A 15,112-nucleotide genomic window follows, 5' to 3' on the forward strand; every position below is an offset into this window, starting at 1 on the left:
CATGTCAGCCGAAGCTTTGAACGGAAAGGTTGCCTTTGTCACCGGCGGCAGTCGCGGCATCGGTGCCGCGATTGCACGACGGCTCGGGAAAGATGGCGCGGCAGTTGTCGTCACTTATGTAAACGGCAAGGAAAAAGCTGAAGCCGTGGTTTCCGAAATCGTAGCCAATGGCGGCAAGGCTCTGGCGCTGAAGGCCGACAATCGCGACGCGAGCCAGATTACGGCGGCAATCGAGAAAACGGTCAAGGATTTCGGTCGTCTGGATATATTGGTCAACAGTGCTGGTATCTGGCATGCAGCACCACTGGAAGAGATCACGCTTGCTGACTTCGATGAAGTGATGGCTGTGAACTTCCGGGCTGTCTTTGCCGCCGCTTCAGCGGCCACACCACACCTCGGTGCTGGCGGACGCGTCATCACCATCGGCTCCAACCTCGCCGAAAGCGTGCCGTGGCCGGGCATCAGCCTTTATGCGGCAAGCAAGGCTGCGCTGATCGGTTTGACGAAAGGTCTGGCGCGTGACCTTGGCCCAAAAGGCGTCACGGTCAATGTCGTTCAGCCTGGCTCCACCGATACGGATATGAATCCGGCGGCTGGAGAACATGCCGAACAGCAACGCGCGCTTATCGCAACCGGCAGTTTCGGTTCGCCTGATGATATTGCAAGTCTGGTGGCCTGGCTTGCCAGCCCCGAAGGGCGTTTCGTGTCCGGAGCTACGCTCACCATCGATGGCGGCACAAATGCCTGAAACAGAAAGGGCGGCTTGCGCCGCCCTTTTATTTGCTTAGAGCACAGATCTGATTCAATCAGATCTGTGCTCTAAGCGTTTGTTTCGTCGCATTATCGAACGCAAAACCGCTTCGTACTTTTGCTGGAAATGCTTTAACCCAGATTGAGTTCCTTGAAGAAATCGTTGCCTTTGTCATCGATGACGATGAAGGCCGGGAAATCTTCCACTTCGATACGCCAGATCGCTTCCATGCCGAGTTCCGGATATTCGACGACCTCGACCTTCTTGATGCAATCCTGTGCCAGACGAGCAGCCGGACCGCCGATGGAACCCAGATAGAACCCGCCATGCTGACCGCAAGCTTCGCGCACCTGACGCGAACGGTTGCCCTTGGCGAGCATCACCATGGAGCCGCCGAAGGACTGGAACTGGTCCACATAGGAATCCATGCGGCCTGCCGTGGTCGGTCCGAATGAGCCGGAGGCATAGCCAGCAGGCGTCTTGGCCGGGCCTGCATAATAGATCGGGTGGTTCTTGAAATAATCCGGCATGGCTTCGCCGTTTTCAAGCCGCTCGCGAATTTTGGCATGGGCCAGATCGCGCGCCACGATGATTGGACCGGAGAGCGACAGGCGCGTCTTGACCGGATGTTTCGACAATTCCTTGAGAATGTCCTGCATTGGCTGGTTGAGGTCGATCTTGACCACATGCGACGACAGTTTTTCCTCGTCGATATCCGGCATGTACTTGGCCGGGTTGGTTTCCAGCTTTTCCAGAAAGATGCCGTCCTTGGTGATCTTGCCCTTGGCCTGACGATCCGCAGAGCAGGAAACACCGATGCCGATTGGCAGCGAAGCGCCATGGCGCGGCAGGCGAATGACGCGGACGTCATGGCAGAAATATTTGCCGCCAAACTGGGCGCCGACGCCGAGAGATTGCGTCAGCCTATGGATTTCAGCTTCCATTTCGAGGTCACGGAAAGCATGCCCGGTTTCGGAACCCTCGGTCGGCAGGCTGTCCAGATAACGCGTCGAGGCGAGCTTGACCGTCTTCAGGTTCATTTCAGCCGAAGTGCCGCCGATGACGATTGCCAGATGGTAAGGCGGGCAGGCGGCTGTACCAAGGCTCAGGATCTTGTCCTTGAGGAAGTCGATCATGCGGTCATGCGTCAGAAGAGAAGGCGTTCCCTGATAGAGGAATGTCTTGTTCGCCGAACCGCCGCCCTTGGCGACGAAAAGGAACTTGTAGGCGTCTTCGCCCTCTTCATAGATGTCGATCTGGGCAGGCAGATTGTTCTTGGTGTTTTTTTCCTCGAACATGGAAAGCGGCGCCAGTTGCGAATAGCGCAGGTTCTTCTTGTTGTAGGCGTCCAGCACACCGGCTCCCAGCGCGTCAGCGTCACCGCCTTCGGTCCAGACGCGACGGCCCTTCTTGCCCATGATGATGGCTGTTCCGGTATCCTGACACATCGGCAGAACACCGCCAGCGGCGATATTGGCGTTCTTCAGAAGATCGTAGGCGACGAAACGGTCATTGTCCGTTGCTTCCGGGTCTTCGAGGATATGGGCAAGCTGTTGCAGGTGGCCGGGGCGCAGCAGATGGTTGATATCGGCAAAGGCCGCTTCCGAAAGCAGGCGAAGCCCTTCCGGATCGACGGTCAGGACTTCCTGTCCCTTGAACGTATCGACAGAGACATGATCGGAAGTCAGCTTGCGGTAAGGGGTGTCGTCTTCACCAAGAGGGAAAAGATCGGCGGCGCTTGCTTCTGCCATCGCGGTACCTCGCTTGCTTGCCAGCTACGCCAGCCGGAGGTCGTCATTGTTTCCGGCTCGCGCGATATGTTGATCGAAGTTCCGAAGAAGAGCTTTGGAACCATAGTCTGTGGGGCTTTTAGCGCGATGCGGGGTGGATGCCACTGCGTCACATTGTTCATTAAGGCATTCCGGGTTTGCCTCCCGAGAAGATGCCTCAAACAATTGTGATAAACGCAAATCAGAAAATTGCTTCAGGAAACAATAGCGTTAAAAGTTTCTATACGAGATTGGTAAATTCTACGGGTGAGATTCGGACGGATTCGCTTTTGAGCGAACGCATCAACTTTGGCGGTTTGAAATGCAGTTTTCCAGACACTCGCAGATGGATCAAAAGAGCAGCGCCGCGCGCGGACAAAATATCCGCCGCGCAGCCGCGATAGCTCTGGCAGCTTCGGTGTTTCTCCCCATGGCGCAGGCTCAAGCCGCAAATTCGTTGATGGAACTTTTCCAGCAGCGTCGCCAGCAGCAGGTGCAGCCAGCCCAGCCTGTCCAGCCGCAAGTCGCCCCCCGCGCTCCCGCAGCGCCGAATGCTGTCTCCGCTCCTCGTGCGGCCGTGCGCAGCCTTCCGCCAGTCCAGCGCGTGACCGTCAAAGGGCCGCAGATTTACGACTATAAGCCGGATGCTCTGGTCAATATCGATTTCAGCGCGCTCGATATGCAGGTAACTGCGGCCACCGAACCCACCACCGTCGACCCGCTGACATCGGGCATGTCGCCGATCCGTCCGCAGCTTCGGGAAGAAACACCGGGCGAGCGGGCATTCGATGCGGCGACGAATTATCTGAAATCCGTCGATGTCAAAGCCGAGAAAGAGATCGCTCAGGCAATCGTCGATTATTACTCAAGTCAGCGTTCCTTCATGTGGTCGGCCGATGACAAGGTGCTCGACCGCGCCAAGAATGTCGCGGCCTTCTTTGCCCGCGCCGATGAGGACGGGCTCAATCCCGAAGAATATGCAGTCACGATTCCGGCTGACAGCTTCGACACTACCGCGGAAGCCGAACGCCAGCAGAAGCTTGCCGAGTTTGAAATTCGCATGTCTGCCCGCGCGCTGCGCTATGCCATCGATGCAGGCGAGGGACGTGTCATAGCCGACCGCCTCAGCGGCTTCCACGATCTGCCGCGCAACCGCGTCGATCCGAAAGCTGTTCTCGAAAAGCTGGCATCGGAAAACGATCCGGCTGCCTATCTGCATGGTTTCCAGCCGGGCAATGAGCAATATGCGGCATTGAAGCGCGAATTGGCGAATACCGAGCCGCCGTCTGCCGAACCGGTCCGCATCTCGCTGAATGGCATCATCAAGCCGGGCGATACCAATGACCAGCTCAGCAACGTGGTTGCGCTGATTTCGAGACACGCGCCCGCCAGCTATCTGGCAGAGCACAAGCAAGTGCTGGATGCCCACGCGAGCGGCGACGTCTACGATCCGGAACTGGTTGCAGCCATCAAGGACTACCAGAAGCTTTCCGGTGGCACACCCGACGGTATCATTGGCCGTAATACGGTTTCAGCCCTTCAGGGCGAACAGTCATCCATCAAGCGCGACCGCATCCTTTATTCCATGGAACGTCTGCGCTGGCTGCCGCATGATTTTGGCACGCGCTACGTGATGGTCAATCAGCCGGCTTACCGTGCCGAATATTTCGAGGACGGAAAAGAGAAGCTGGCGATGAATGTGGTCATCGGCTCGCCGACCCATCAAACCTACTTCTTCTACAACAAGGTTCAGACAGTCGTTTTCAATCCATCCTGGGGCGTGCCGCGTTCAATCATTCTGAACGAGATGCTGCCCAAGGTCATGCGCGATACGAGCTATCTCGACCGCAATGGCTATGAAGTCTATGCGGACGGCAAGAAGGTTTCGGCAAGTGCCGTCAACTGGAGTGCGGTTGCCGCAGGCAAGGCCCATGTCGGCATCCGCCAGAAGCCGAGCCTCGACAACGCACTGGGGGAACTGAAGATCCTGTTCCCGAACACGCATGATATCTACATGCACGACACACCGGCCAAATCCTATTTCAGCCGCGACATGCGTGCCCTGAGCCATGGCTGTATCCGTCTGGAGCGCCCACGCGATATGGCGGCGGCTGTTATGGGAACATCGGTGGCGGATCTCGGAAAATATTTCGGAAAGAATGAGCGCGGCATCAAGGTCAAGGAACCTGTGCCTGTCTTTATTTCCTATTTCACCGCATGGCCGGCAGCGGACGGGAAAGTCCATTACTACGGCGACGTCTACGACCGTGATTCCGGATTGCAGAAAGCATTCGACAAGACCGAGAGCTCGCGTCTCGCAGCGCTCTGAAATCCCTTCCGCATCAAAACAGAACGGCAATCATCGATGGGTGGTTGCCGTTTTTCTTTTGGGGTAAGAGCTATCTTGGGAAAGATAGAAATCTCTTTGGAAACAGGCTTGCGAGACGCTTGACTTATGCAGCCGCTGGCCAGTATATCCGCACCACCTTGATTGAGCTTGGCTCATCGGGCGTGTAGCTCAGCGGGAGAGCACTCCCTTCACACGGGAGGGGTCACAGGTTCAATCCCTGTCACGCCCACCATTCAACGATATTCTGTATTTCTCTAATCACTGAACCCGGCAATGATTGAAACCTGTTGCTTCGTCAGTTGCTGTCACACGCGCACAATGGTCCGCAGACGTCATGGCGGCTCAGCGATGCCTGATTTTCAAAACGCCATTGGAATAAAAAAGAGGATGCTGAATCAGCACTTCTGGGGTAAAGCTCCTCACGATTGATAGCGGTATGGAAATATTCAGAAAATGGAATGGATTCCTGTATTCTTCGTAGCGTTCAAGGTTGTCGTGTTGGGCGCGGCCATGTTCTTCGCCATCAAGTGGCATTACGACGAAGATAAAAAGAAAAAGAAGAACGAAGTAAGCGGGTCGTAGACGTCCGCTTTGTCGCGCGCAGCCATTGCCTTATTGTCTTAACAAAAACCCCGCCGAAGCGGGGTAACGACTGCGATGCGCCTGCGCCAAAAGCTGTTGTGAAGGCGATATCAATTCCAGAACAGGTAACGATCCTGCCAGACAACCCGGCACTGAGTTTCTATTTCGGCAGTGGATCGGTGTGGGAATTCGTCGTGTAGACGTTCGGCAATCGGATTCAGCGAGAGGGTCTTGGGCATAATCAATTCAGCCCGGTCGGCCTGGGCGCTAATAGCATTCAGCAACAGAGCGTCTTCTGATCTCATCATAGAGTATCCTTATGGTGATGGGCATAAGCCAATATTGAAAAATGCAAAGCTACAAATGTTCGCAAAGGGAGTGGCTGACGGTCTGACAGCAGACGGAACATATCAGCGAACTGGATTTGAGCCTGATCTTGGCAATGCAATACGCCTGAAGGCAAATGAAAATATTTTGAAGCGAATTGATAAAGATGTTTCAGAGTAACGAAACAGGCCGCGCTGTTATGGGATTTGACCGTTGAAGTTGGCCGGTCGCTGCGCACTCTCTTCGCGGCAAATTCAGGGACGTTCATATCTCCAAAGCATGATGCACGCGGCGATTACCACCGTAGACGTCAGCACGCCTATGACAATAGAGAATAGAACCATTGTATTACCCCTGCTGCCTTCGTTTTCTTTATTGTGCGGGAGAATGACCGAGGAAAACCACTTCGTCAGGTCCACAATGACGAATCAACATTCCATGCATTTGAATTGACGAGTCGCGCTTTGCGGCGTTCGACGCCCGAGTGGAAAATATCGGCAATCACCGGCGTTGCGACGTATATTTATTGTTGCTGTTATAAAACCTTCACCGTTGCTGGATAGGCGAGGGCGTCCGCTTCTTGCGCGGACTGGACGGGCATAAGGGGCAGAATAAGAAAATATCCGATGTCGTGGATTCGTTGCATGTTGCGACGATGACGGGATTTTCTTTGCCAAATTTCCGATTATTGAAGTATATATAAAACATATGTGAAGTAACTTTTATATCACATATAAATAATTCACAAAACATACATCGAATAAACATTGCTCAAATTATCGTGAATAAATATAGCGATGGCGTCTAACTCATCTACTGGAGACGCATTAATGAATATCAGAAAAGTTCTTCTCGGTTCGGCAGCATCGCTCGTAGCGATTTCTGGCGCGCAAGCAGCCGATGCTATCGTGGCGCCCGAGCCGGAAGCCGTTGAATATGTCCGCGTATGCGACGCATATGGTGCTGGCTATTTCTACATTCCGGGAACGGAAACCTGCCTGCGCATTCATGGCTATGTTCGCTATGACGCAAGCGGCGGCGACAACAACTATGCTCGCACCCCGGCCCAGCTGGAGCGCGACACCTGGAACAAGCTGGCCCGCGTCAGCCTGCGTTTCTCGACCGCTTCCGAAACGGATCTCGGCACGCTGAAGACCTATAGCGAACTGCGTTACGACTGGACGGGTGACGGCAACGGCAAGGCCGACAATTATAATGGCGGCTCTACCAGCACCTCGCTGCGTTATGCTTACATCCAGCTCGGCGGCCTGCGCGTTGGTCTTGATGAATCGGCCTTCGTCACCTTCACCGGCTATCTCGGCAACGTCATCAGCGATGACGTGATCCTCGCTGGCGGTTATCGCACCAACCTCATCAGCTATACCTTCAAGGGCGGAAACGGCTTCTCGGCCATTGTTTCGTTCGAAGAAGGCGGCAACTCCGACTCCAACGTAGATGTCACCATCAAGGACTACATGCCGCATGTCGTCGGTGGTCTGAAATATGAGCAGAGCTGGGGCAAGATCGCCGGTGTCGTCGCCTACGACGCCCGAAACGAGGAATGGGCCGGAAAGGTCCGCGGCGATGTTAACATCACCGATCAGTTCTCGGTCTGGCTGCAGGGCGCTTACAAGTCCAATGACGACCATTACGGCACGTCGGGCGGTTATCGCATTCGTATCGTCGACTCGTTCTACGGTACCTGGGGCGGTGATTGGGCAGTCTGGGGCGGTGCAGCCTACAAGGCAACCAGCAAGGCGACCTTCAACGTACAGGCCGCTTATGACGACAGCGAAACCTTCGCTGCAACGGCAAACGTTGCCTACCAGCTGGTTCCTGGCTTCACCATCACGCCTGAAGTTTCCTACACCAAGTGGCAGGACAAGAACACGAGCATGGACGGCAAAGACGCCTGGCAGGGCAAGATCCGCTTCCAGCGCTCGTTCTAATACTCTGGCTAACTGTGCCTGCTCGGGCACACGTATTGTCGTAGAACTATGATGACCTCCAGTCCATGTTTCTAGCGACAGAGGCGGCGACCCATCCGGTCGCCGCCTTTATGTGTTTTATAGTGAAACACCCGCTTAACTTTCGCTCTTCCGCCTGACGAAAACCTGTTCGAACTCTGCCTGTCCGGGCAAGCCTGGCTTGCTGTCGAGATGCTCATCACTATCTATAGCTTGGGAAGGGAGCATGGATGACGGTGAAAATGATGAATGCGGATACCTATAGTTCGATGACAGACAAGAAGCCTTTTTCTGTTCCTGCAAATGAAGTCGAGCGACTTGAAAGCGTCCGCAGCCTCGTTTCCGTCTCCAACATCGGACTGCCTGAGCTGGATACGCTCGTATCGCTTGTGAAAGAGGTCTTTGGCGTCAGCACGTCTGCTCTCAACATTATCGATGAGGACTGGCAGCGTGTCGCGGCTAACGCAGGCGAAAAGGTTAGCAGTTGTCCGCGCGAACTGACCGCGTGCACCTTCGTCGTGGAAAGCGGCAAGCTCTTCGTGATCGAAGATATGGTTGAGAACGATTTCTTCTGTTCGATGCCCTATGTGACCGGGGAGCCTCGTTTCCGTTTCTATGCCGGAGCACCGGTGTCTATCGATGCCGGATTAACCGTCGGCTCGCTATGTATTGTCGACAGCAAGCCACGAAAAATCTCCGATGCGGAGCGAGCCAAGCTTGAGGACTTCGCCCGCGTTGCCAGCGGCCTGCTGCGCCTGCAAAGGACCAACAAATTCTTGAGCGATGATTCCACCGCTCTCAAGCGCCTTGCTCTGACCGATCGGTTGACCAAGCTTTATAATCGCGGGGCTCTTACCGAGCTTGCCGTTCCACTGATCGAAAAAGCCCTGGGAGAGGGCAAGCCGATTGGTGCGCTGCTGATCGATCTCGATCGGTTCAAGGCAGTCAACGACACTTATGGTCACCTGATGGGCGACGCGCTTCTGATTGAGGCAGCGCAACGTTTGCGTTCTGCCTTGCGGGAAAGCGACATTCCTGTGCGTGTGGGCGGCGACGAATTTGCGGTCATTCTTCCAGATGAAGATTGCATGGAAAGCATTGAGTCCGTGGCAGGGCGGGTCGTCGAAGCTTTCCGCGAACCCTTTGTCATTCACGGCGTCAATCTGGATATCTCGGCAAGCGTTGGTGCGGTTCTCGCACCGCGTGATGGTTCTACGCCGCAAGCGCTGGCCCGCAATGCAGACATTGCGCTCTATGAAGCAAAGGGTAAGGGCCGCAATTGCTATAGCATTTTCGGGAGAACCGAAAGCAATAGTTAATAAAAACAAATCGTTAGAGATAAATCATAGAATTTGCACTAACTAAAAAGCCCGGACCAAGGAATGGTCCGGGCTTTTGTATTCTGACGTTCGACGTTTAGTCGAGCACGTAGCAGGACTTGGCTTTTCCGCGGGCTGGATCGCCGAAGGCGCGGTTGTCACATTGGACGCCATTGCGGAAGACGCCTTCCGTGAAGCGGCCATTTGCGCCGTAACGGACACGCTTGCGACCGTAGAATTCGCAGAACCCGCCTTCATTCGCGCAACGGGTCCAGTCGCGGTCCCGATCATTGTAACGGTCGCCATAACGATCCGGACGACCGGGGCGATCAGGGCGGCCCGGACGATCCGGTCTGTCCCAACGGTCCTGAACCACGAAGGAACAGCTTTTCTTTTTGCCCGGTGCCGGGTCGCCGAAGACGCGGTTCGAGCAGGTGACCTGTGGCCGGTCGATGAAGCGTGACGTATTCTGTCCGCCGGTGCCATAGACCACTTCAGCCGGGTAGGGCAACTGGCAGACTCCGTTCTCGCTTGCGCAGCGCTGCAACTGGGCTGCGGAGGCCGGTGTGACGAGCGGCGAGAGGACGGCCACCAGGCCGCCAAGGCATAGTGAAGCAACAATCGTCTTGAGTGCAGGTATCATAATGAGTCCCTCTGATATCGGTGGAATATGCTTTAGTTCCGATATCTTGAACAGAGGATGAATGTGCCACACCCAATGGGAATTTTGCGAGGTGGTTAAAAATCCCAGGAGACGGGGTCGACATTCATTTCCTGCTCTGGTTTGCTTGGGGCAGGAATGAGGATCGGAAATGCACCATCTGCCTTTCAGTTTCAAATCGATTGTCGTTGTTCTGGCGGCCATGATTGCTGCCGGGTTGTATGTTGGCCACAAGACCAAGGAAGTGCGCCAGACCTCACTTGTTCAGCGCATCGCGCCCACTGAAGCCGGAATATAATCCGGCGACCACTCCTGAACGGCTTTCTTTCCCGCAGCTTTCATGAAATGAGAGTGAAACGCTCACGTTCACTCTTCGGAAGGTTGCATCCATGCACGGCGAATACAAAGTCCACGGCGGAAAACTTGTCGTTGTCGATCTGGATGTTCGTGACGGGCGCCTGAGTGATGTGCAGGTGGCGGGTGACTTTTTCCTGGAGCCGGACGAAGCGCTGGAGGATATCCGTAACGCGGTCGAAGGTCTTTCTGCGGATGCGTCGTCGGAGCAGATTGCGGACGCGGTGAGGGCGGGCCTGCGGCCCGACGCCATGATGCTCGGCTTCAGCCCGGAAGCAGTTGCGATTGCCGTCCGGCGTGCGCTGGGGGTTGCCCGCACATGGCGGGATTTCGAATGGCAGATTGTTGAGATGCCTGCGGTTTCGCCTGCCATGCATCTCGCGCTGGACGAGGTTCTGGCGCAGGAAGTTGCCGCCGGACGCCGCGCTCCCACACTGCGCTTTTGGGAATGGGAGCGCCCTGCCATCATCATTGGCGCGTTTCAATCACTGCGCAACGAAGTGGATATGGACGCAACGCGGGAATTCGGCGTCGAGACTGTCCGTCGCGTGACTGGTGGCGGAGCCATGTTCGTGGAGCCCGGCAGCACCATAACCTATTCGCTCTATGCGCCGGGTGAACTCGTGCGTGACATGAGCTTTGCCGATTCCTACGCATTTCTGGATGATTGGGTGCTGAAAGCGCTCAATTCACTCGGCATCGATGCCTTCTACAAGCCGCTCAACGATATTTCGAGCTCCAAGGGCAAGATCGGCGGCGCGGCACAGAAACGCTTCTCCAAGGGGACCGTCCTTCACCATGTCACCATGGCCTATGACATGGATGCCGAGAAGATGGTGAAGGTCCTGCGCATCGGGCGAGAGAAGCTGAGCGACAAGGGCACGGCAAGCGCTGTCAAGCGTGTCGATCCTGTCCGCAGCCAGACTGGATTGCCGCGCGAAGAAGTCATCAAGCGCATGAAGGATATGTTCGTGTCGCTGAATGGCGGCGTGAGCAGCAAGATCACGCCTGAGGAATATGCGGCGGCCGAAAAGCTTGTGGTCGAGAAATTCTCGACCGAACAATGGTTGCACAATATTCCTTAAACCGTCCGCCAGCTCTTCAATCGCGAAGCGGGGTGACTTGACCGTGCCGTCGTGGCATAGGGAGGTCGCAACGCGACCGCCTTACATTCCACTCCATCCAACAAAGTCCTCCCGTTCCATGATCCGCATCGACAATATCAGCAAGTCCAACAGCCATCGCATTCTCTATATCGAGGCTTCCGCCGCTTTGAATCGCGGTGAAAAGATCGGCCTTGTCGGTCCCAACGGTGCAGGCAAGACAACCCTGTTTCGTATGATTACCGGCGATGAACTGCCGGACGAAGGACAGGTCTCCGTCGAAAAAGGCGTGACGGTTGGTTATTTCGACCAGAATGTCGGCGAAATGGGCGGGCGTTCCGCCGTTGCGGAAGTGATGGAAGGTGCAGGCCCCGTCAGCGTCGTTGCGGCAGAACTCCGCGAGCTGGAAGCCGCGATGGTCGACCCGGATCGTGTGGACGAGATGGATGCGATCATCGAACGCTATGGTGAAGTGCAGGCGCGCTACGAGGAGCTGGACGGCTATGGTCTGGATGGCCGTGCGCGCGAAGTTCTGGCCGGCCTCAGCTTCACCCAGGACATGATGGATGGCGATGTCGGCAAGCTCTCCGGCGGCTGGAAAATGCGCGTTGCGCTGGCGCGCATTTTGCTGATGCGCCCTGACGTGATGCTGCTCGACGAACCGAGCAACCATCTTGATCTCGAAAGCCTCATCTGGCTGGAAGCATTCCTCAAGAACTACGACGGTGCGTTGCTGATGACCTCGCACGACCGCGAGTTCATGAACCGCATCGTGACCAAGATTATTGAAATCGACGGCGGCGCGCTCACCACCTATTCCGGCGACTATGGCTTCTATGAGGGCCAGCGGGCGCTGAATGAAAAGCAGCAGCAGGCGCAGTTTGAACGCCAGCAGGCCATGCTTGCCAAGGAAATTAAGTTCATCGAGCGCTTCAAGGCGCGTGCGTCCCATGCCTCGCAGGTCCAAAGCCGCGTGAAGAAACTGGAGAAGATCGACCGCGTGGAGCCTCCACGCCGTCGCCAGACGGTCGCTTTCGACTTTGCCCCGGCACCTCGTTCGGGTGAGGACGTCGTGAGCCTGAAGGGCGTGCACAAGACCTATGGAAGCCGAACGATCTATGACGGTTTTGACTTCATGGTTCGCCGCCGCGAACGCTGGTGCATCATGGGCATCAACGGTGCAGGAAAATCGACGCTGCTGAAACTGGTTGCAGGCGCTGCCGAACCGGACAAGGGCAATGTCAACATCGGTGCCAGCGTCAAACTCGGCTATTTCGCGCAGCATGCGATGGACGTGCTCGACGGCGATGCAACAATTCTGGAATGGCTGGAAGAGCGTTTTCCAAAAGCAGGGCAGGCCCCACTTCGGGCACTCGCTGGCTGCTTCGGTTTCTCCGGCGACGATATCGAAAAGAAGTGCCGTGTGCTTTCGGGCGGTGAAAAGGCGCGTCTGGTCATGGCGGCCATGCTGTTCGATCCGCCGAATTTCCTGGTCCTGGACGAGCCGACCAACCACCTTGATCTCGACACGAAGGAAATGCTCATCAAGGCACTTGCTGCCTATGAAGGCACGATGCTGTTCGTATCGCACGACCGGCATTTCCTGGGTGCTTTGTCGAACCGGGTTCTGGAACTGACACCGGATGGCATTCATCAATATGGCGGCGGCTATACGGAATATGTGGAGCGGACGGGGCAGGAGGCTCCGGGTTTGCGTTCATAGGGCGCTTCGACAGTCTCTTCTGGCGCGCATCTTATCCGAAAACCGTTTCACATTTTTCGGGATGCGCTCCAACGGAAAAATTTGCGTCGCTTAATCAAAATAAGCCATTGATGCACATGCGCGGTTCAGTTAGAAACGCGCATGAAAAGGCTTCGAGCCTTCCGGCAATGCACCCGTAGCTCAGCTGGATAGAGTGCTGCCCTCCGAAGGCAGAGGTCACAGGTTCGAATCCTGTCGGGTGCGCCATTTATTTGATGAGCTTGATGAACAGCGTTTGTGCGTGCAATCAGAGCAGAATCGAGAACTATTTCCGTAATCAAAAAGACATTGTGCAAGCTCCATCGAACCATCTATTGATGGCGGCGGGGGAGAAATCATGACGAGTCGGCAATTTGCGTTGCCTGCTTGAACCTCCCCTTGCCAGGGGCTTAACCAGAAGATCAATTCTGGAAAAGCCAAAATGAAATGGGAGGGATCTGAATGCGCGTATTAAAGCGTATCGCCGTGGCAGCTTCGATTGTGGGGATCGCGGCAACGGCAAGTGGTTTGGTGATCGGCGCGGCAACTGCCGAAGAGCCATTGAAACTTGTAATCGGAACAGAAGGCGCCTATCCGCCGTTCAATTTCACCAATCCGGATGGCTCGCTGTCGGGCTTTGATGTCGATATTGCAAGGGCGCTCTGCGAGGAAATGAAAGCCGAGTGCACATTCATCACGCAGGAGTGGGATGGCACTATTCCGGCACTTCAGGCCGGAAAGTTTGACGCTTATGTATCCTCCATGTCGATCACGGATGAGCGCAAGAAGCAGGTCGACTTCTCCAATAAGTATTACAACACGCCTCCCGGCATCGCGGTACCCAAGGACAGCGACATCAAGGGTGTGACCAAGGAAGACCTTGCGGGCAAGACAATTGGCGTTCAGGTGTCAACGACGCACGCCAACTTTGCCGAACACGCCTTCACGGACAGCACGATCAAGGCTTATCCGACCGCCGAAGAATACCGGCTCGATATGGCCAATGGCCGCCTTGATGCCGTCAACGACGACAGTGTAACCCTGAGCGAATGGCTGAAGACGCCGGATGGTGCCTGCTGCAAGATGGTCGGCACTTATCCGTCCGACGACAATATCCATGGCGTTGGCGTCGGCGTTGCCTTGAAGAAGGGCCGTCCTGAACTGGTCGAAAAGTTCAACAATGCCATCAAGGCGATCCGCGCGAACGGCAAGTACAAAGAAGTCAACGACAAGTACTTTGATTTCGACGCTTACGGCGCTGAAAACTGATCGCGCAGAACGATTGGGTCGTTCGGCATACTGAATTTTGCAACACCGCCCAATTTGGGCGGTGTTGCTGTATCAGAAGGGCTACTTGCGCACGCGCAATAGCTAATCCATATAATTACGAGGCATTTGTTGGCGTTGAGAAATTCTCCGCCAGCAAGGACAATGTTGATCTTCCGGCGCAAGGGAGATCAAAATGTAGCAAATATTGTGCCTGACGATTTCAGGCTTCGTACTTGTTGCAATTTATTCATTTTACGGCCGGGAAAAGCCCGGACTATCCTATTCCGCGTCAAATGGTTGTATCTGCGATAAGAACCGCGAACCGGTCTCAGCATGTCTGGATGTTTGCCAGCCTGCGAACTGAAGATTGCCGGAACACCGAAATCAGGAGTCCAAATGCGACCTGAAAAGCTTGTCATTCGCGCAGTAGAAGTTACGGATGCTGAAGGCCTCACCCGCCTGCAGAACATGCCTGGATTTCGGTTCGGCACTTTACGCACGCCGTTCCAGCGCCTTGAGACCACGAAGAAATGGCTGGATTCGCTCGGACCAAAATCGACGGTGATTGTTGCGACGATCGATGGGGAGATCGTCGCAAACGCTGGCTTGCTGCGGCGTACCGGAAGACGGAGCCATACCGCAGGCATTATAATGGGAATAGATGACCAATATGTCGGCAAGGGGATCGGCACGGCACTTATGACCGAGCTGATCGAGATCGCCGATAACTGGCTCGGTCTGAAGCGGCTTGAACTGACCGTTTATGTCGACAATGTCGCCGCGATCCATCTCTATGAGAAGTTCGGTTTCGTCCCGGAGGGCATTCACGTGAAGGATGCTTTCCGAGCTGGAGAGTTTGTCGATTCACTTGCAATGGCCAGACTCAATTTCTGATGCATTGCGCAAAAATTGAGCGCCG

Annotated in this window: 13 protein-coding genes and 2 tRNA genes; 13 read left to right on the top strand and 2 right to left on the bottom strand. The window is 55.3% G+C overall.

Annotation, left to right across the window (positions count from 1 at the left end; genetic code table 11):
- The first annotated feature begins 1 nt into the window (after window position 1).
- Window positions 2-748: a 3-oxoacyl-ACP reductase family protein gene (locus tag F9K91_RS07260; protein WP_151651206.1), complete on the top strand. Its 747-nt coding sequence runs from the start codon at window positions 2-4 to the stop codon at window positions 746-748.
- Window positions 749-882: 134 nt separating this feature from the next.
- Here the strand turns inward: F9K91_RS07260 and F9K91_RS07265 are convergent, their stop codons facing one another.
- On the bottom strand, window positions 883-2,502 hold the full coding sequence (locus F9K91_RS07265; RefSeq protein WP_109988191.1) for a fumarate hydratase: 1,620 nt from the start codon (window positions 2,500-2,502) through the stop codon (window positions 883-885).
- A gap of 364 nt (window positions 2,503-2,866) precedes the next feature.
- On the opposite strand from F9K91_RS07265, the gene F9K91_RS07270 reads away from it, so the two are divergent.
- The 6 genes from F9K91_RS07270 (at window position 2,867) to F9K91_RS07290 (ending at window position 9,065) form a co-directional block, all read left to right on the top strand.
- A complete protein-coding gene (locus tag F9K91_RS07270) occupies window positions 2,867-4,849 on the top strand; it encodes a L,D-transpeptidase family protein (RefSeq protein ID WP_412842151.1) in 1,983 nt (660 codons plus the stop codon).
- Window positions 4,850-5,027: 178 nt separating this feature from the next.
- Window positions 5,028-5,102, top strand: a tRNA-Val gene (locus F9K91_RS07275).
- Between the two features lie 221 nt (window positions 5,103-5,323).
- A complete protein-coding gene (locus F9K91_RS26575) occupies window positions 5,324-5,452 on the top strand; it encodes a hypothetical protein (RefSeq protein WP_255362344.1) in 129 nt (42 codons plus the stop codon).
- Between the two features lie 231 nt (window positions 5,453-5,683).
- Entirely contained in the window at window positions 5,684-5,959 is a 276-nt protein-coding gene (locus tag F9K91_RS07280; RefSeq protein WP_151677516.1) for a hypothetical protein, read from the top strand.
- 650 nt (window positions 5,960-6,609) lie between these two features.
- A complete protein-coding gene (locus F9K91_RS07285) occupies window positions 6,610-7,728 on the top strand; it encodes a porin (protein ID WP_151677517.1) in 1,119 nt (372 codons plus the stop codon).
- A 248-nt stretch (window positions 7,729-7,976) separates the two neighbouring features.
- On the top strand, window positions 7,977-9,065 hold the full coding sequence (locus F9K91_RS07290) for a sensor domain-containing diguanylate cyclase (protein WP_151677518.1): 1,089 nt from the start codon (window positions 7,977-7,979) through the stop codon (window positions 9,063-9,065).
- Between the two features lie 97 nt (window positions 9,066-9,162).
- On the opposite strand, the gene F9K91_RS07295 is transcribed toward F9K91_RS07290, so the two are convergent.
- Window positions 9,163-9,708 (bottom strand): hypothetical protein, encoded by a 546-nt coding sequence (locus F9K91_RS07295; protein ID WP_151677519.1) that lies wholly within the window; start codon window positions 9,706-9,708, stop codon window positions 9,163-9,165.
- A 169-nt stretch (window positions 9,709-9,877) separates the two neighbouring features.
- Between F9K91_RS07295 and F9K91_RS25930 the strand changes: the two genes are divergently transcribed.
- The 6 genes from F9K91_RS25930 (at window position 9,878) to F9K91_RS07320 (ending at window position 15,087) form a co-directional block, all read left to right on the top strand.
- Entirely contained in the window at window positions 9,878-10,024 is a 147-nt protein-coding gene (locus tag F9K91_RS25930; protein WP_155723812.1) for a hypothetical protein, read from the top strand.
- A gap of 91 nt (window positions 10,025-10,115) precedes the next feature.
- A complete protein-coding gene (locus F9K91_RS07300; protein WP_151651210.1) occupies window positions 10,116-11,165 on the top strand; it encodes a lipoate--protein ligase family protein in 1,050 nt (349 codons plus the stop codon).
- Between the two features lie 118 nt (window positions 11,166-11,283).
- Window positions 11,284-12,906: a ribosomal protection-like ABC-F family protein gene (abc-f, locus tag F9K91_RS07305; protein WP_151677520.1), complete on the top strand. Its 1,623-nt coding sequence runs from the start codon at window positions 11,284-11,286 to the stop codon at window positions 12,904-12,906.
- 169 nt (window positions 12,907-13,075) lie between these two features.
- Window positions 13,076-13,152, top strand: a tRNA-Arg gene (locus F9K91_RS07310).
- 234 nt (window positions 13,153-13,386) lie between these two features.
- Entirely contained in the window at window positions 13,387-14,193 is an 807-nt protein-coding gene (locus F9K91_RS07315; protein WP_151554979.1) for an ABC transporter substrate-binding protein, read from the top strand.
- A gap of 396 nt (window positions 14,194-14,589) precedes the next feature.
- Window positions 14,590-15,087: a GNAT family N-acetyltransferase gene (locus F9K91_RS07320; protein ID WP_151677521.1), complete on the top strand. Its 498-nt coding sequence runs from the start codon at window positions 14,590-14,592 to the stop codon at window positions 15,085-15,087.
- Window positions 15,088-15,112: the final 25 nt, after the last annotated feature.

It is taken from the genome of Brucella tritici (genome assembly GCF_008932295.1).
Classification (GTDB): domain Bacteria; phylum Pseudomonadota; class Alphaproteobacteria; order Rhizobiales; family Rhizobiaceae; genus Brucella; species Brucella tritici.